The 17170-nt window shown below is 60.8% G+C and carries 17 protein-coding genes; 5 read left to right on the plus strand and 12 right to left on the minus strand.

What is annotated here, in order from left to right:
• Positions 1-124 precede the first annotated feature (124 nt).
• From WA367_RS17630 to WA367_RS17650, 5 genes are all read right to left on the minus strand, one after another.
• Positions 125-592: a methyltransferase family protein gene (locus tag WA367_RS17630; RefSeq protein ID WP_336058080.1), complete on the minus strand. Its 468-nt coding sequence runs from the start codon at positions 590-592 to the stop codon at positions 125-127.
• Between the two features lie 102 nt (positions 593-694).
• Positions 695-1525 carry an S-formylglutathione hydrolase gene (gene fghA / locus WA367_RS17635; protein WP_336058081.1) on the minus strand — a complete coding sequence of 277 codons (831 nt, stop codon included), beginning with the start codon at positions 1523-1525 and terminating at the stop codon, positions 695-697.
• A 24-nt stretch (positions 1526-1549) separates the two neighbouring features.
• A complete protein-coding gene (locus WA367_RS17640) occupies positions 1550-2659 on the minus strand; it encodes an S-(hydroxymethyl)glutathione dehydrogenase/class III alcohol dehydrogenase (protein WP_336058082.1) in 1110 nt (369 codons plus the stop codon).
• 55 nt (positions 2660-2714) lie between these two features.
• Complete coding sequence (locus tag WA367_RS17645; RefSeq protein ID WP_336058083.1) at positions 2715-2981, minus strand: metal/formaldehyde-sensitive transcriptional repressor; 267 nt, start codon at positions 2979-2981, stop codon at positions 2715-2717.
• Between the two features lie 122 nt (positions 2982-3103).
• Positions 3104-3814: a phosphoribosyltransferase gene (locus WA367_RS17650; protein ID WP_336058174.1), complete on the minus strand. Its 711-nt coding sequence runs from the start codon at positions 3812-3814 to the stop codon at positions 3104-3106.
• 140 nt (positions 3815-3954) lie between these two features.
• Between WA367_RS17650 and WA367_RS17655 the strand changes: the two genes are divergently transcribed.
• From WA367_RS17655 to WA367_RS17670, 4 genes are all read left to right on the plus strand, one after another.
• Entirely contained in the window at positions 3955-5121 is a 1167-nt protein-coding gene (locus tag WA367_RS17655; RefSeq protein ID WP_336058084.1) for a M20 aminoacylase family protein, read from the plus strand.
• Between the two features lie 298 nt (positions 5122-5419).
• Positions 5420-5917, plus strand: coding sequence for a hypothetical protein (locus WA367_RS17660; protein WP_336058085.1), 498 nt, complete (start codon positions 5420-5422; stop codon positions 5915-5917).
• Positions 5914-6315, plus strand: coding sequence for a phage holin family protein (locus WA367_RS17665; RefSeq protein ID WP_336058086.1), 402 nt, complete (start codon positions 5914-5916; stop codon positions 6313-6315). The genes WA367_RS17660 and WA367_RS17665 overlap by 4 nt, the downstream gene beginning before the upstream one ends.
• Positions 6305-7285 (plus strand): DUF3618 domain-containing protein, encoded by a 981-nt coding sequence (locus WA367_RS17670; protein WP_336058087.1) that lies wholly within the window; start codon positions 6305-6307, stop codon positions 7283-7285. Before WA367_RS17665 ends, WA367_RS17670 begins: the two co-directional genes overlap by 11 nt.
• 42 nt (positions 7286-7327) lie before the next feature.
• Here WA367_RS17670 and WA367_RS17675 read toward each other — a convergent pair whose 3' ends face one another.
• The 7 genes from WA367_RS17675 to WA367_RS17705 form a co-directional block, all read right to left on the minus strand.
• Positions 7328-9103, minus strand: coding sequence for an adenine deaminase (locus tag WA367_RS17675; protein WP_336058088.1), 1776 nt, complete (start codon positions 9101-9103; stop codon positions 7328-7330).
• Positions 9100-10017, minus strand: a complete 918-nt coding sequence (locus tag WA367_RS17680; RefSeq protein ID WP_336058089.1) for a nucleoside hydrolase — start codon at positions 10015-10017, stop codon at positions 9100-9102. The genes WA367_RS17675 and WA367_RS17680 overlap by 4 nt, the downstream gene beginning before the upstream one ends.
• A gap of 7 nt (positions 10018-10024) precedes the next feature.
• On the minus strand, positions 10025-11050 hold the full coding sequence (locus WA367_RS17685) for an ABC transporter ATP-binding protein (RefSeq protein WP_336058090.1): 1026 nt from the start codon (positions 11048-11050) through the stop codon (positions 10025-10027).
• On the minus strand, positions 11043-11822 hold the full coding sequence (locus WA367_RS17690) for an ABC transporter permease (RefSeq protein WP_336058091.1): 780 nt from the start codon (positions 11820-11822) through the stop codon (positions 11043-11045). Before WA367_RS17690 ends, WA367_RS17685 begins: the two co-directional genes overlap by 8 nt.
• Positions 11819-12646 carry an ABC transporter permease gene (locus WA367_RS17695; RefSeq protein ID WP_036487045.1) on the minus strand — a complete coding sequence of 276 codons (828 nt, stop codon included), beginning with the start codon at positions 12644-12646 and terminating at the stop codon, positions 11819-11821. The genes WA367_RS17690 and WA367_RS17695 overlap by 4 nt, the downstream gene beginning before the upstream one ends.
• 63 nt (positions 12647-12709) lie before the next feature.
• Complete coding sequence (locus WA367_RS17700; RefSeq protein ID WP_336058092.1) at positions 12710-13732, minus strand: ABC transporter substrate-binding protein; 1023 nt, start codon at positions 13730-13732, stop codon at positions 12710-12712.
• A gap of 52 nt (positions 13733-13784) precedes the next feature.
• Complete coding sequence (locus WA367_RS17705; RefSeq protein WP_336058093.1) at positions 13785-14828, minus strand: LacI family DNA-binding transcriptional regulator; 1044 nt, start codon at positions 14826-14828, stop codon at positions 13785-13787.
• Between the two features lie 224 nt (positions 14829-15052).
• Between WA367_RS17705 and WA367_RS17710 the strand changes: the two genes are divergently transcribed.
• Positions 15053-17170, plus strand: a complete 2118-nt coding sequence (locus WA367_RS17710; protein WP_336058094.1) for a TonB-dependent siderophore receptor — start codon at positions 15053-15055, stop codon at positions 17168-17170.

Here is a 17170-nt window from a genome sequence, read left to right on the forward strand (position 1 = left end):
TTAGCGGCGGACGGACGCCCAGTGTAGGAGAACATCCAGTCAGATAATCTGCATTATGGAACTGTTTGATGCGGTACCGAGAGCGCGTGAGAGACGTGATCTTGAAAGCCCGCACTTGCACCGATCACTCTTCCCCGAGCCCGCGACCGAAGAACAGCCAACGCGGGATATCCCGGGCGTAGTCACGATAGGCGGCCCCGAAGGTCTCCAGAAGTTGCTTTTCCTCGAACCTGATCTGAAATCGATCGATGAGGACGAAGAACAGCACGAGCGCGGCGAAGCCACTGAGTGCGCCCAGATACAGAACCACTGCCAGCAACACGATCAGCATGCCCAAATACATCGGATTGCGCGTTACGGCGAAAACTCCGGATCGAACTAGGGTCGTGGCAGCACTCGGCGTCAGCGGAGAGACCGTTGTCTTGTGCCTTACGAAGCTGGTCACGGCAGGCAGAAGGAAAAGCGCTCCCGCCCCCGCCACCAGGAGCACCACCCAGCCCGGCACATCAAGATGCATGACGGGAAGAAAGCCGGCAAGAGCAGCGGCCAGGGCTGCGCATAGCGCCAGCAAGGCAAGTGGAGGAATCCTCACTTCATGTCCTTTCGCGAGAAATCAGGAAGGATTAGGTCCGATGGATGCTACAGGAGCAAGGAGTATTTTCACCATCGCCCTGCCATTTCGCGCAGGGAGGTTTCACGCCATCAGGGCTTTTGCATGCCAGGCGACATGCTCACCGATGAAACTCGCGATGAAGTAGTAGCTGTGGTCGTAGCCTTGATGTCGGCGCAGGGTGAGCGGGTGGCCGAGGCGGTCTGCTTCTTGCGCGAAGACCCACGGTTTCAGTTGCGGCTCCAGAAAGTCGTCCGCTTCGCCTTGGTCGATCAGGATAGGCAGACGCTCCTGCGCCTTTGACAGGAGAGCGGTTGCATCCCAGTCGCGCCATTCCGCCTCGTCTTCTCCCAGATAGGTGGAGAATGCCTTCCGGCCCCAGGGCACCTGCGAAGGTGCAACGATTGGCGAGAAAGCCGATACGGCTGCAAAGCGGCCTGGATTTTTCAGTGCCATGATCAATGCACCGTGTCCGCCCATGGAATGGCCCATGATCGAACGCCTGTCACTTGCAGGAAAATGCGCCTCGATAAGTGCGGGCAGTTCCTCGAGCACATAGTCATACATGCGAAAATGTTTCGCCCATGGCGCCTGGGTGGCGTTGAGGTAGAAGCCTGCGCCCTGCCCCAGATCATAGGCCGGATCATCGGCAACATCCTCACCGCGCGGGCTTGTGTCGGGCGCAACAAGGATCACGCCATGTTCAGCCGCGTAACGTTGGGCGCCGGCCTTGGTGATGAAGTTCTGCTCGCTGCAGGTCAGACCGGAAAGCCAGTAGATGACCGGCAGTCTGACTCCCTCCTCATGCTCCGGCACGAAAACGGCGACATTCATTTCGCAGCCAAGAACGTTCGACTGGTGGCGCCAGACGCCCTGATTGCCGCCTGAAATCCTGTGGCTCTCGATCTGTTTCATCGACGATATCTCCCTCGGGCGCGATCAGTATTTGATGACCGAGCGGATCGACTTGCCCTCATGCATGAGATCGAAGGCGCTGTTGATCTCCTCCAGTGGCATTGTGTGGGTGACGAAAGGTGCCAGATCGATGTCGCCGCGCATTGCGTCCTCCACCATTCCGGGAAGCTGCGTGCGGCCTTTCACGCCGCCAAAGGCGGTGCCCATCCACTTGCGCCCGGTCACAAGCTGGAACGGACGGGTGGATATCTCCTGCCCCGCACCGGCAACGCCGATCACCACCGACTGGCCCCATCCGCGATGGGCGCATTCGAGCGCGGCGCGCATTACGTTCACGTTGCCGATACACTCGAATGAGTGGTCAACGCCCCAACCCGTCATCTCGATGATGACCTGCTGGATCGGCTTGTCGTGATCCTTCGGATTGACGAAATCGGTCGCGCCGAATTCCCGCGCCAGGTCGAATTTGGCGGGATTGGTGTCGACGGCAATGATGCGCCCGGCCTCGGCCTGACGTGCGCCCTGAATGACCGCCAGGCCGATACCGCCCAGACCGAACACGGCCACGGAATCGCCTTCCTGCACCTTCGCTGTATTGTGAACCGCGCCGATGCCGGTCGTCACACCGCAGCCAAGCAGGCAGACATGCTCGTGATTGGCTTCCGGATTGATCTTGGCGAGCGAGACCTCCGCGACCACCGTATATTCGGAGAAGGTCGAGCAGCCCATATAGTGATAGAGCGGCTGACCCTGATAGGAGAAGCGCGACGTGCCGTCGGGCATCACGCCCTTGCCCTGCGTCGCACGCACCGAGATGCACAGATTGGTCTTGCCGGAGGTGCAGAATTCGCATTCTCCGCATTCGGCAGTGTAGAGCGGGATAACGTGGTCGCCGGGCTTCACCGAGGTCACACCCTCACCCACCTCGACCACGACACCGGCTCCCTCATGGCCCAGAACCACCGGGAAAAGCCCCTCGGGATCTTCCCCGGAGAGCGTGAAGGCATCCGTGTGACATACACCGGTATCGGTGATCTTGACGAGGACCTCGCCCTTCTTCGGCGGCGCGACGTCAATCTCGACGATCTCGAGTGGCTTCCCCGGCGCGAATGCGACTGCGGCGCGTGACTTCATCTCTAAAATTCCTTGCTGTTCAACAGGCCACCACTCCCAACGGAGCGGAACGCTTTCATTTCAGGTAGCTGCGAACCAACGCCATCAGGTCCTGGATCTTTTCGTGCGCGTCAGCGCTCTCGCCACCGAACTCGTCGCGGATATGTGCTTCGAGCACTTCCGCCATCAGTCCGTTCATGCCCCCGCGCACCGCCGCGATCTGCTGAAGAATGCCCCCGCATGGCGCGCCCTCCTCCAGCGCCCGTTCCAGAGCTTCGCACTGGCCCTTGATGCGGCGAACACGTGTCAGGATGCGCTTCTTGTCTTCGGGGCGGTTGGGCATTGTTGGACGTCCTACTATACTCCCCTATGGTATATTTGCAGAGAATGGCTTTGACAAGTACCAAGCTGCAGGAGCAGGCCGTTGGTGCTTTTGTTTTCAGTGCATGGCGGGCCTGGGCTCGGCTATGCGGCCTCTTCGACCCAGCCCCCCGCCGCGTTGGGGCGCAGCAGTGGCGTCTTGAACACGCCGACAACTTTGTCCGTCGCGCCCGTCTCTTCTTCCTCAAGCGCAGGCTTCCAGCGGTCCGTCTGGAGCATGGCGGCGGCGATTGCGACGGGTTTGATGCCGCAGAGTTTCATCAGGCGCAGGCCCGCCACAATGGACGTGCCGGAGCTGATGACGTCATCGACGAGCAGCACGCGGCGGCCTTCGATCAGCGGCATCATGCGCGGATCGACATAAAGGCGCTTCTGCTGGTCGGGGCTCGTGACCGAGCGCATCGGCACCGAGCGGCTCTCGTCATACCAGAACTTGCGGGATGTTCCGAGCGGCACGTAGCGACTGTGGCCGAGCGCGCGTGCAAGACCTGCAGCAAGTGTAAGGCCGAGAGTTGGCAGCCCCACCACGACATCCGGCGCATGCGCCCTCACCTTTTCGGCCAAGGCTTGCGAAAGCGCGTCCACCACTTCGAAGCTCGCCTGGTTCAGGATCAGCGAGGCAAGTGCACTGCGGCCTTCGTCACGCACGCGGATCGGAAGCAGAAGCTGGCGCCCATCGGGCAGTGTCGCCGGATAGGCCGTGCGATGTCCCCCTACCGGTTCGGTCTCGAAGCGATCCGGCGCGTGAAGTTCCTGCCAAAAGTCCTGTGGACGGGCCTCAAGGTCACTCTGCATCATTGTGAGAAGTCACGCCCCGCGTTAAAAGCAGCTGTTTCCAATGGATTTATGGTTCGAAAAGAACAGGTGGCATAGCCATCGTGACCATGCGTTCTGTTCTTTTACCCAGAGGCAAGCGGCAATGAAAAGGGCGCGGGATGAATAAGTCTGATCTTGAACAGGATCTGGAATTTCTGGTCGCGCTGCGCCGTGATCTTCACGCCCATCCCGAACTCGGATTCGAGGAAAAGCGCACAAGCGCCATTGTTGCAAGGCATCTGGAGGAGGCCGGCCTGAAAGTGCATCGCGGGCTGGGCGGCACGGGCGTTGTCGGCACGTTGACAGTTGGCAATGGCCCGCACTCGATCGGCCTGCGCGCCGACATGGATGCGCTCGCCATGCCGGAGACGGCCGAGCGTCCCTACAAGTCCACCGTGCCTGGCAAGATGCATGCCTGCGGCCATGACGGGCACACCACCTTGCTGCTCGGCGCGGCACGCTTGCTTGCCAAACGCCGCAGCTTCAACGGCACTGTCCATTTCATTTTCCAGCCTGCGGAAGAAGGCCGCGGCGGTGCGAAGCGCATGGTCGAGGACGGGTTGTTCGAGCTTTTTCCCTGCGATGCGGTCTATGGCCTGCACAATATGCCGGGGCTTGCGATCGACGAGATGGCGGTGGTGGAAGGACCGCAGCTCGCCTCCTCCGACAGCTGGAAAGTGCGGCTGACCGGTGTCGGCACCCATGGCGCAAAGCCGCATCTGGGCCGGGATCCGATCACCGCGGCAGGCCAGTTCATCTCCAGCCTGCAATCGATCGTTGGACGCGTGGTCGACCCGCTGCAACCCGCCGTCGTCAGCGCCTGTTCGGTGCAGGCAGGCGACCCGAAGGCGCTGAACGTCATTCCCGATTTCATCGACATTGCAGGCACGGCGCGCGCCTATACGCCCGAAGTTCGCGACCAGTTGGAAGAAGAGATCGGCCGCCTGGCCCACGGTGTGGCCAACATGTTCGGCATCAAGGCCAGTTATGAATTCATCCGTCGCATTCCGCCGGTGGTCAATGATGCCGACACGACCACGCGCGCCCTTCGTGCGGCACAAACGGTCTGCGGCGAGAAGGTGCGCACCAGCTTCCCACCCTCAACGGCGGGCGACGACTTCGCCTATTTCGCAGGCGAGGTACCGGGCTGCTATGTGTGGCTTGGCAACGGCCCGGCAGTCGATGGCGCACTGCACCACAATACGGGCTACGACTTCAACGACAACGCCATCCCGACGGGCGTAAATTTCTGGACCACTCTGGTGGAGCAGGAACTGGCTGCCTGAGCGACTGCTTCCGCTTTCGGCTTTTTTTCCAGACCGACAATCAGCTGCACAATGCGTGGCAAGTGACCGCTTGCTGCGCGCTTGCGGCTGCCGTCGGCTTTCATGCCGCGAGCAGTGCGCATTTGCCGACAGCCACGACCCGCCTTCCCGCTTCCCGGATCGTGCAAGGAACAAAAGCCCTCTCCGCAGATTGTGAGAACGACAACAGGAGAGAGTCATGCACAGTATTTTCTACACGATCGGGCTCGTGGTTGTGGTGCTCTTCGTCCTCAGCCTCATCGCCTAAAGGAGGTTCCCGATGGTCGATTCAACCAGAACTACAGAAGAACTGAAAACGAAAGCGTCGCAGACGGTCGGCGCTGCTCAAGCCGAAGTCGAGAAGCGCGCGGAAGGTGCGAAATCTTCGCTCGCCGACGAGATCGCGGGCATCGCTTCCGCACTCAAGAACGCTTCCAACGAGTTTGGTTCGGATTCCATGCAGGCCAAGACCTTTCAGCAGATTGCCGACGGTCTTTCAGGCACATCGGATTCGCTGCGCGGCAAAAGTTTTGGCGAGATGCTGAACAATCTGAACAGCTTTGCGCGAAACAATCCGGCCGCCTTCCTTGGTGGTGCCGCCGCCCTCGGCTTTGTTGCAAGCCGCTTTGCAGTCGCCTCGCAGAAGAATGACGCTCAGAGCACAACTCCAACGCAGGCATCAACACCTGCACCGGCATCGACGGTGACCCCTGCAGCACCTGCAAGTCCAGCCGTGTCCAGCACAACCGGAACAACAATGTCGGGGAGCAAGCTATGAGCGAACATACCCACAAGACCAGCACTCGCAGCGTTTTCGGCGATGTGCTGACCCATGCGACCAATCTCATCCGCGGCGAGTTTGATCTCGCACGCACCGAGATCAACGACAATCTGAAGCACGCTGTCGCGGCCATTGGCATGATCATTGGCGGCGTCGTGATTGCTCTCACCGCCCTCAACATCCTTGCCGCCGCCCTCGTGACGGCCTTGACCGAGGCGGGCATCCCCGCCGGATGGTCCGCGCTCATCGTGGGCGTCGTGCTGGCGCTGATTGCCTACATCCTGGCGCGCAAGGGCATGGGCGATCTGAAGCTGTCGAGCCTCGCCCCAACCCGCACCAGCCGCAATGTCCGCCGCGATGCCGCTGCAGTCAAGGAGAGCTACAATGAGTCATGATACCCGCAGCGCTGCAGAAATCGAACGCGACATCGAGCAGGAACGCGCTGCCCTGAGCCAGTCGCTCAACGCCTTGCAGGAGAAGTTTTCTGTCGAAGGCATCGCACGTCAGTTCGTCGATCAGGTCAGCCGCCATGGCGGCGACGTGGCGCAGTCGGTCGGCCGTTCGGCGAAGGAAAATCCCATCGCTCTAGCGCTGACCGGCATCGGACTGGCATGGATGATGTATGGCGATTCCCGTCGCAATTCATCAAATGGCACGGTCTCTCATACCGGCTCCACATCCTCCGCGACCGACAGCCTCAAACATGCTTCAGGCACGATCAAGGGCGGTGCAAGCAGCGCCACCAGTTCAGCCTCGAGCGCGATGAGCAGCATGGGTTCTGCCGCATCGGACCGCTGGGACCGCATGAGTGACCAGGTCGATCATCTTGGTCGCCGCACGCGCGCTTCCGCCGAAGACATGCGTCGCCGTCTGCATGAGGGCACGGAGAACATGAGTGCCGCTGCCCGCGACCGTGTGGTCAAGGCTCGTGAAGCAGCCTACCAGGCACAGCGACGTGCGGAAGAGGCCGCCTCGCGCGGCAAGAAGGAGATCGTCGATTTCTTCAATGATCAGCCTCTCGTCGCCGGCGCATTGGCTGTCGCAGTTGGTGCCGCAGTGGGCGCCGCCCTGCCGCGCACACGCGCCGAAGATGACGCCATGGGCAGCTATAGCGATCAGCTTTTCGAAGACGCCGAACGCATCTTCCGTGAGGAGGCCGAGAAGGCAAAAAGCGTCGCCAAGGCCGCCGCTTCCGAGGCACGTGACATCGCGAAGGAAGAAAAAGCCAAGGCAGACAGTGCCGCACCAGGCGATAAATCCGCTGCCAGTGCTGCCAAGGACAGTCTTGAAGACGCTGCCAAGCGTATCTCCGACAAGGCAAAGTCTGAAGCCAGGCAGCAGGATCTCGGCAAGCCGAGGATCTGATGCGTCAAACAGGAACCCGGCGGCCAAAGCCGCCGGGTTTTTCTACTCGAGAATGTCCAGTACCGGCGTCTCAAGCACCTGAGGTCTCGCCGTATCGGCGATGCCCATATCGGTTTGGTGCGGGCCTGCATTGCAGGCAAGTGTTGCGCCAAAGCAAGCCTTGAAAACGAGATAGGGCGGTTGCCAATCGACAACCTTTTCCATCGCCTTGCGGATGGCCTGAAACTCTCCGGCCACTTCTGCGAGTGAAGCATCAGAGACGAGGCCTGACAGCGGCAGCGCGAGCGTGGCGAGTAGTTCGCCCCGGCTCGCAACGGCCATGCCTCCACCGGCGTCGATGACCCAGTTTGCCGTCAGCGCCATGTCTTCCTCATTCCCGCCGAAGACCGTCACATTGTGGCTGTCATGGGAAACGGTGGTGCAGAAGGCGCCGCGCCATTCACCCCATTCGCGCAGATAGCCGGTGCGCGGTTTGGGAGGCGCCTTTCCGTGGCGGTGAATAACGCTGACAAGTGTCGATCCTTCAGGCGGCACGATGAAGCCGTTTTCGACGGAAGTTTCAGCCTCACCCCACCGGGTAAAGCGCGGTCGGTCAATCGTTGCCACGCGCACCTTGTTGCCGCCGGAGGCCACACGAAAGTCATCCGCAACAAGCGGAGCCGCCTTAACCGAGCCGCGCAAAGGCGATACGTCATGCGAAGCCGGTGGCGACAGCAACTTGCCCGCACGCGACACGCATGTGCCATCTGCAATGACCACCTCGGCCTCAAAGGCGCTGAGGTCGGAGAACAGAACGATGTCGGCACGCCGTCCCGGTGCAACCAGGCCCAGATCAGGCCGCTGCAAACGGTGGCTGGCATTGAGTGTAGCCGCACGCACCGCCCATTCTGGCGGCATGCCATAGCGCACCAGGCGGCGCACCACATCATCAAGGCCCCCAGCATTATGGAGATCGTCGGGGAAGACATCGTCAGTGCAGAGCGTCAGCGTGGAAGGCAGATGACCAAGCTTGTTCAGCCGCTCGACGATTTCCGGCAGGAGATGATCATGCGAACCGCGCAGCTCAATCGTGAAGCCCGCGCGCAGCTTCTCCATCAGATCGTCAGCGCAAGTCAGTTCGTGGTCGGAGCCGATACCGGCGGTGGCAAATGCATTGAGGTCCGCACCGGTCAGCCCACGTGCATGCCCGCAGATAAGCTTTCCGCTTGCCAGCCCCGCCTGCAAAATGCCGGACATGCGTGGATCACGGTCGATCACGCCCTGCATGTTCATGACTTCGGCAATGCCGCCGATCCCGGGCATGGCCAGAAGCTCGGCCAGGTCATCGCTGCTGAAATCCGCTCCCGACAGTTCCAGCCCCGGTGCTGCCGGTACGCAGGAGGGCGCGAGCATAATGACGCGAAGCGGCAGATCGCGGACCGCCTCTAGCGCCCATCTCACCCCCTCAAGCCCGTGGACATTTGCAAATTCATGGGGGTCCCAGACGACGGTGGTCACACCGCGCGGCACGACGGCCTGCGCATAAGTCGCGGGCGTCACCATCGAGCTTTCCACATGCATGTGCATGTCGATCAGGCCGGGTGTCGCAAATAGCCCCTCAGCTTCGATCACCGCGCCCGCATCGTCGCGTTTGCCGCTTTCGTGTACGCTTGCAATCATCGGTCCGGTGATGCCGATATCAGCCTTGCGCTGCTCGCCCGTCACCGCATCGAGAAGCGTTGCGCCCTTTACGAGAAGGTCGAAGGCTTCATCACCGCGTGCTGCGGCCACCGCCCGGTCGCGCAGGCGGCAATCGTTCAGATCATCGCCCGGTTTCATTCGAAGCAGGCCTCTGCGAGGGCTTCGAGCGCAAGCGCGCGCACGCGCTCGGCATCCGCCCGCATGCCCCAATGGGCGTTCGGCTCCACGCCCGGCCGCTGATCGACAACCGTGCGTCCCCTTGTCTGGTCGCCGGCAAGTTCCACCGTTACGAAAGCGGTTTTGAACTCGAAGGCGTTCGGCGCGATGAAGGCTGCCGCAGCCGTTGGATCGTAGAGCGACATGGAAGGCCGCCCGCGTGACAAGGCAATATCGAGGAAGCCGCCGAGAAGATCGGAAAGAAGACGCGCGCGCTCGGTATCCGCTGCTGCCAGATCCTCAACATCCTGCGGTGTAACCTGCACCTGCCGGCACAGATCGAGATCAGCGACGCGAAGCGGCAGATTGTTTGCCAGAAGGATCGCCAGTGCCTCCGGATCGGCAAAGGCGTTGAATTCGGCAGACGGTGTGTGGTTGCCGCGCGTGGCCCCGCCGCCCATCCAGGTGATTTCGCCAATCTTGCCGATCAGGTCCGGCCGCGAAAGGACGAGGATGGCCAGATTGGTCAGCGGTCCGAGAGCCAGAATGCGCCCCGGCTCATCCAACCCCTCAAGCCATTCGGCCAGAGCAGGCAAGGCCGGGCCAAGGTCAAGCTCCGGCGCTTCAGGCAGATGGCGGCCGCGCGTCGGCATGCCCGTCGGGCCCAGTACATGGATGGGCGTTTCCACCGTGCCAAGTATCGATTGATGCGCTCCGGCGAATATAGGGAAATTCCACCCAAAACAGGCTTTGGCACGCGCAGCATTGCGGCGCACCTGTGCCATGGGCGCATTGCCGAAAACCAGCGAGACACCGGCAATGTCGAAGCGCGAGTGATCGACCATCAGGATCGCCTGAATGTCGTCAAAGCCCATATCGGTGTCAATCCAGACCATGTTCACCTCACATGCGCTGGAGAATGGCTGCGCGCTCGGGCGGCAGGTCAAAGGCGATTTCGCTTCCCGCCTGGAAAATGGGCGCAGATGCATCCATTTCCGCCTTGATGGCTCCGAGCGGCGACTGGATAAGATATTCGCGCGTGCCGCCCGCAAATGCGACGCCGCGGACCTCGCCCTTGAACTGCCCTGCCCCGAGTGAAACCGCATTGGGCCGCCATGCAAGGCCGGCAGCTTCCGGCGAAGCGGTGCCGGAAAGGGGTTTCAGCCCGTCATCGGTTTTGAGCTTGCCCTGTTCGAGCGCGAAGATGTTCTCGAAGCCCACGAAGTCTGCCACGAAACGCGAAGACGGGGTGTTGTAAACTTCCTCCGGCGTACCAAGCTGCTCGATCACGCCATCCTTCATGACAACAATACGGTCGGCCAGAGCCAGCGCCTCGTCCTGATCATGAGTGACGAAGACCATGGTCACACCGCTTTCGCGCTGCACGCGCTGCAATTCGGTGCGCATCTCCAGACGCAATCTTGCGTCGAGATTGGAGAGCGGCTCGTCGAGCAGCAGCACCTTCGGCTCCATGACGAGCGAACGGGCAAGCGCCACGCGCTGCTGCTGGCCGCCCGAAAGCTCGGCCGGTTTGCGCGTATGGAACTGGTCGAGGCCGACCATGGAAAGCCCTGCCTTCACCTTCTTCTCGATCTCGCTCGAAGAAAGCTTTTTCAGCTTGAGCCCGAAGGCCACATTCTCCCACACATTGAGATGCGGGAACAGCGCATAGGACTGGAAAACCAGACCAAGCTGGCGCTTGTTGGCGGGCAGATAGGTGATGTCGCGACCATCGAGCGTGATCCTGCCGCCCGCAGGCCGCAGAAGCCCGGTGATTGCGCGCATGGTCGTCGTCTTGCCGCAGCCCGACGGGCCGAGCAGCGCGATCAGCTCGCCGCGCCGGATTGTCAGGTTCAGCCGGTCCACGGCCACCGTCTTGCCATAGGCAAGGGTGAGGTCGCTCAGTTCGAGGTAATTTGCATCAGACATAGCGGGAGAATCCGAGGAAACGTTCGGCAAGGAACACGATTGAAATGGACAGGAAGGCAAGCAGCGCGGCGAGTGCGGCAACGGAAGGATCGTAGGTGATCTCCATGTACCAGATCATGTCGATCGGCAGCGTGCGCACGCCCGGCCCCGACAGAAACAGCGAGACCGGCACCTGGTTGAAGCTGGTGACGAAGCCTAAGATGAAGGCGGCAAGAATGCCGTTCTGGATGTTCGGCAGAACAATGCGGAAGAAGGTGGCAATCCGCGACGAGCCCAAAAGCACCGCCGCCTCCTCGATATCCGAGCGCAGATTGTCGAGCGAAGCCGAAACCACGCGCACCGCATAGGGCAGAATAAGCGCCGTGTGGGCAATGAAGAGTGCCAGACCCACGCTCACATCAAGCGGCAGCACGAGATAGCGCAGAAGCGCCAAACCGACGATAATGCCGGGCACAATGATGGGTGCCGAAACGATGGTGCGGATCGTTTCGCCGAAGGGCAGTTTGTAGCGCGAGGCCGCATAGGCCACCGGTACACCCAGCACCAGTGCTGCTAGCGTGCCGAAGATCGCCAGGAACATGGAAAGCGCGAAGCTTGCCCGGAAGCTTTCCACCTCGAAGACCTTGATCACCCATTTGAGCGACAGCCCCTGTGGCGGGAAAGCCAGTGTCTCGCCCGCCGACAATGCCGCCGCCACGATGATGACGAAGGGTCCGAGCAGGAAGAGCAGGACGACGCTCAGCGTCGCATAGGAGAAGATGCGCGAGCTCATCGCTTGTTCCTCGCGGTTGCAAGCCGCTTGAGCAGCAGATTGGCGGAGAAGCTCATGACCATCAGGATCATGGCGATGATGGAGGCCGACGCGAAGTCATTGGCGACTGTCACACGCTGATAGAGCAGGGTCTCCAGCATCAAGACCTTCGAGCCGCCGAGAATGGCCGGCGTAATATAGGCCGTCAGCGAACCGGTGAAGACCAGCGTGCCACCGATGACGAGCCCTTCCTTGGTCAAAGGCAGGATGACCTTGAAGAAGACCTGCAGCCAGTTCGCGCCGAGCACGCGGGCTGCCGGTACGGCGTCCTTCGGCATATTCTCGAGTGCGGAGATAAGCGACAGGATCATCAGCGGCAGGAAAAGCTGCAACAGGCCGATGAACACGGCCGTCTCGGTGAAGAGAAACCGGATCGGGCTGTCGGCAATGCCAAGCCCCACAAGCGTCTGGTTGACGAAGCCGGTGCGGCCCAGGATCACGATCCAGGCATAGGTGCGCGCCACGGGCGAGATCATCAGCGGCATGACAACGAGGCCGATCATGCGTCCGCGCGCGGTGGGCGGCAGCGTGACGATGGACCAGGCGGTCGCGTAGCCGATCACGGCCGACACCGCGGTCACGATGGCGCCAAGCTTCAATGTGCGCCAGAAGACGGTGCGGTTAAGCTCGCTGTCGAAAAAATCCACGTAAGGCGCCAGCGTCCATGCTCCTTCAGCGCGGAAACCTTCCGACAGCAGGATGAAGACGGGCACGAGAAAGACGAAGGCCGCAAAAAGGGCTGCAGGCAATGCCAGCGCCAGCGCTTCCATCCGGTTTTGAAACATGAGGTCGAAAACCTTGCTTGAAATGCGGGGGCCGCTCCTTGCGGCCCCCGTGACTGTATCGGCTTACTGGCCGACCTTTTCGTTCCAGAGGTCAAGCCACTGGTCGCGATTGTCGAGAATGACATCCGGCGGCAGAAGCTTGAGGTTCTTCACCGTCTCCGCACCATAGGTAAGGTTCTCGGCGATCTCGTCTGCAACTTCCACTTCCGCATTGGCGGGGCTGTCCACCAGTGCTTCGGCAAGCTTGGTCTGGATCTCGGTGGAGAGCCAGAAATCCATGAAGTCGTAGGCGAGGTCTTCGTTCTTCGCCCCCTTGGTCAGAATCATGACATTCATGCCACCGGTCTGCCCTTCCTTGGGCTCGGCCCAGGCCATGTCGAGACCCATCTTGGAATAGGCGCCCCAGGCAAAGCGGCCGATCGGGGCAGCCAGGATTTCTTCCTGCTGCATGAGCTGCGCGACCTGGGAGGAGCGCACATAGAAGGTGACGATGTCGTCCTTGTTTTCAGCAACCTTGTTGATCGGCGCCTCAAGGCTCGCCGCGTCGTCGCCAATGGCCTGACCGAGCATGTAAAGCGCGGGCGGGCCCTGATTGGTGGTGACATTCGGGAACGCCACGCGGCCTTTCAGCTTGTCCTGGAAAAGGTCTTCCCAGCTTTCGATCGTCACTTCGTCAGCGCGATAGGCGATGGAGGTGGCATAGAAGGTGTAGCCCACGCCCATATTGTCGCCGACCGGGTCCTTGGCGATGTCATAAAGCTTGTCATAGTTGGAAAGGCGGCTGACATCGATCTTCTGCGTGATGCCGGCACGTGCCGCGGCAAGCGCGTCATGGGTGGACATGACGGCCATGTCGATTTCCGGGTCGTCCTTGCGCGCTTCCAGCTTGGCCAGACGCTCGACGGAATTGCCGGTCTCGACGACGAGATCGCAGCCACACTGCGCCTCGAACGGGTCGTAGACGATCTCCTTGAACTCGTCCTGGGCAAAGCCATAGACGGAGATGACAAGCTTCTTGTCCTGCGCGGCGGCAGCGCCGGTCAGCGCCGCCAAGGCGACGGTTGAAGCGAGGAATGTTTTCAACATTTCGATCTTTCCTTCTCTGGGAGGTCTTCCAAGCGGGGCCCTGTTTGTTGTGTCATTCGGACCGGACGGGGACCGCCGCCTGATCCGTGCTGCTTCTTGTCCGCGGTGCTGGACCACTGGACTGGCGAATAATGAGTTCCATGGGCACGCCATCGGCCAGCTCAGCCAGATCGGGCGCCTCAAATTTGCTGTCGTCGAGTTGCGACAGGATATGCTTGATGGCCAGCCGCGCGATGCGTTTCATGTCCATGCGCATGGTGGTGATGGCCGGTGCCACGACGCTCGCCCATCCCAGATCATCGAAACCCGTGACGCTGACATCGCCCGGCACCGCAAGGCCCGCATGCTGCAATTCCGTCACCGCACGCAATGCATGAAGGTCGGAAACACAGGCGAAAGCCGTTGCACCCTCCTTGACGAAGTCGACAAGTCCGAGCGGACAGTTCGGTCCCCGCTCACGCTCCAGATCCTGAATCCAGATCGTCGGCAACTCCTGACCATCGAATGCCGCCTTGATGCCTGCCAGTCGATCCGTCTGCACATGCGATCCGGAATAGAGGCCCACGACGACAACCCGGTCGTGACCGAGTTCGCGCAGATGGCGACCGATCGCGACCCCGCCCCCAAAATGATCGGCGGAGATCGTGTTGTCAGGCGAGGATGGCGAATCGATCACGGCAATGGGCCAGCGATGACCTGTCACCCTCGTCCCGTAGCGGGGCACGACGATGATCCCGTCCGCTCCACGCTCGATCAGGCGACGGATCGCGCGCTCCTGCTCTTCCGGATCGCCGCGGCTGTTGCCGATGAGTACGCCCAAGCCGAGCTCGCCTGCCGCCTCTTCGATATTGAGTGCGAACTGGGGAAAGAGCGGCTGGTTGATATCCGCCAGCACAAGCCCCAGCACATTGCTGCGCCCGGTACTCAGCGCCCGCCCGGCAACGCTTGGGATATAGCCCAGCTCCTCTGCCTTGTTGCGGATGGCCTCGCCAAGCTCCCGCGACACGCGCCCCTTGCCGGATAGCGCGTTTGAGACTGTGGCGACTGATACTCCTAGTTGCCGTGCAATGTCGGAGAGGTTGGGCCGTGTTGGCATGAACGAAGAGCTCGAAGCTAGGTTAAGCGTTTAAGCACTATTATACAGGTTGCATAACGAGTCGAGACCCCTACTTGCGGAATTGTGTGCTTTTTTGGGTGAAATAGCGACCTATCCGCCACATTTTATTCTTGACTCTTATACTCATGTTAAAATAGCAGAGCCTCCAACAGAGGAAGCCAGTCATTGGACGAGCCACCTCCCATTCACGACAGGGGGCCGCCATGCGCTTGAATCACCACAGTCCCATCAGCCATCTGGCATTGATGATCGCATCCGGGGTGCTTGTTGCCTCGCCGCTCGCCCATGCACAGGAAGCCACCACGCTCGATCGCCTGACCGTCGAGGCGGAAAGCGACGACATCCTGCTGCAGGACGGCTATATCGCTCAGGAAAGCCGCACCGGCACCAAGACCGACACTCCCATCGTTCAGATCCCGCAGTCGATCTCGGTCATAACGCAGGACCAGATCGAGGATCAGAAGCCGCGCACGCTCAACGAAACGCTGGGTTACACGGCAAGCGCCAATCCGAACCAGTTTGGCTTCGACAGCCGATACGACGCCTTCACGCTGCGCGGTTTCCCCGCCTATTCGACCGGTACCTTCCGCGACGGGTTGCGCCAGTATAACGGACCCTCGGCATGGCTGCGCACCGAGCCCTATGGCATCGAGGGTGTTACTGTTCTGAAGGGCCCGGCTTCCTCACTCTACGGTGTCAGCGGCCCGGGCGGTATCGTCAACATCATAACCAAGCGCCCGAAGGACGAGTTCTTCCGCGAGGTCGAGATTTCCGGCGGTTCGAACGACCGCGCGCAGGTCGGTGTCGACATGTCGGGCCCTGCCAATGACGCAGGCACCCTGCTCTTCCGCCTGACCGGCCTTGGCCGCGTGTCGAACACGCATCTGCCTGGCTATTCCGACGACAAATTCTATATCGCACCGGCCTTCACCATCCAGCCGCACGCGGACACGAAGCTGACCATTCTGGGCGAGCTTTCGCAGGCGGTGACGGGTGCCACGGCGTGGAACTACAATTCCGCCTATGGCCAGTCCTCCGACATCTACAATGGTGATCCGGACTGGAACGACTTCACCCAGAAACAGGGACGCATCGGCTACGAGTTCGAGCACAGTCTCAACGACAGTGTCACGTTGCGCCAGAATCTGCGCTTCCATGCAGTAGACGCTGATCTGAAATATAGCGGCCTCTATTCCATCGCGCCGGATGGCTACGCACCACCGCTCTATCGCTACTGGGGGCACTATCAGGAGCAGGCGAAGAACTTTGTCGTCGACAACATGGCGCAGTTCGAATTCGCGACGGGCGAGATCGAGCACACCGCCGTCGCGGGCATCGATTACAGCTGGTCGGACTACTCGGCGGCCAACCGCATCTCCTATGTCGGCATCTCCGATGTGGAAGCCTTGCCCTTCACATTTTCGGGAAGCCAGGAGCAGCATCAGACGGGTGTCTATCTCCATGACCAGATGGAGTGGAACAACTGGACGCTGTTTGCCAGTGGTCGTCATGACTGGGTAAAATCCGACAGCCTGTCGTCGAGCCATGTCGAGCATGGACAGACCGACAGCGCCTTTTCCGGCCGCATCGGGCTATCCTACCGCACGGATTGGGGTCTGATCCCCTATGCGAATTATTCCACCTCGTTCTCGCCCAATCTCGGCTTTGTCTATGACTATGCGACCAACAGCCGCTCGGTCGCCAAACCGACCACCGCGCGCCAGATCGAGGCGGGCGTGAAATACGAGATCCCCGGCTACGATGCCGTGGTCAGCGCCGCCTTCTTCAACATCGATCAGACCGATGGTGTCATCTATGACGGCACATTCGACAGTGCTGGCAATCAACGCCAGCGTCAGCTCGATTTCAACTCGCGCGGTATCGAGCTGGAAGCACAGGCTTCTCTCGGCAATGGCTTCAGCCTTCTCGCCTCCTACACCTATATGCGCATGGAGATTGAAAAGGGCCTCACCGGCACCGTCGGCAACGAGTTGTCCAACACGCCCAACCACATGGCCTCGCTCTGGGGACACTACACTTTCTCTGACGGCACTCTCGCGGGGCTTAGCCTGGGCGCAGGTGTTCGTTATGTGGGCGAAAGCTTTGGCGACGACCAGAACTCGATCAAGAACGATGACCGCGCCTTTCTCGACGCTTCGCTGTCCTATGATTTTGGGGCGCAGCACCCGGATTGGGACGGCGTGAGCCTTCAGGTGAATGCCAAGAACCTGCTCGATACGCGCAAGAGCACCTGCACGGCGGGCAATTGCTATGTCGATGAGGGCCGCTCGATCTTCGGCAGCCTGCGTTACAGGTTCTGA

The organism is Nitratireductor sp. CH_MIT9313-5, from assembly GCF_037029545.1.
In the GTDB taxonomy this organism is placed as follows: domain Bacteria; phylum Pseudomonadota; class Alphaproteobacteria; order Rhizobiales; family Rhizobiaceae; genus Chelativorans.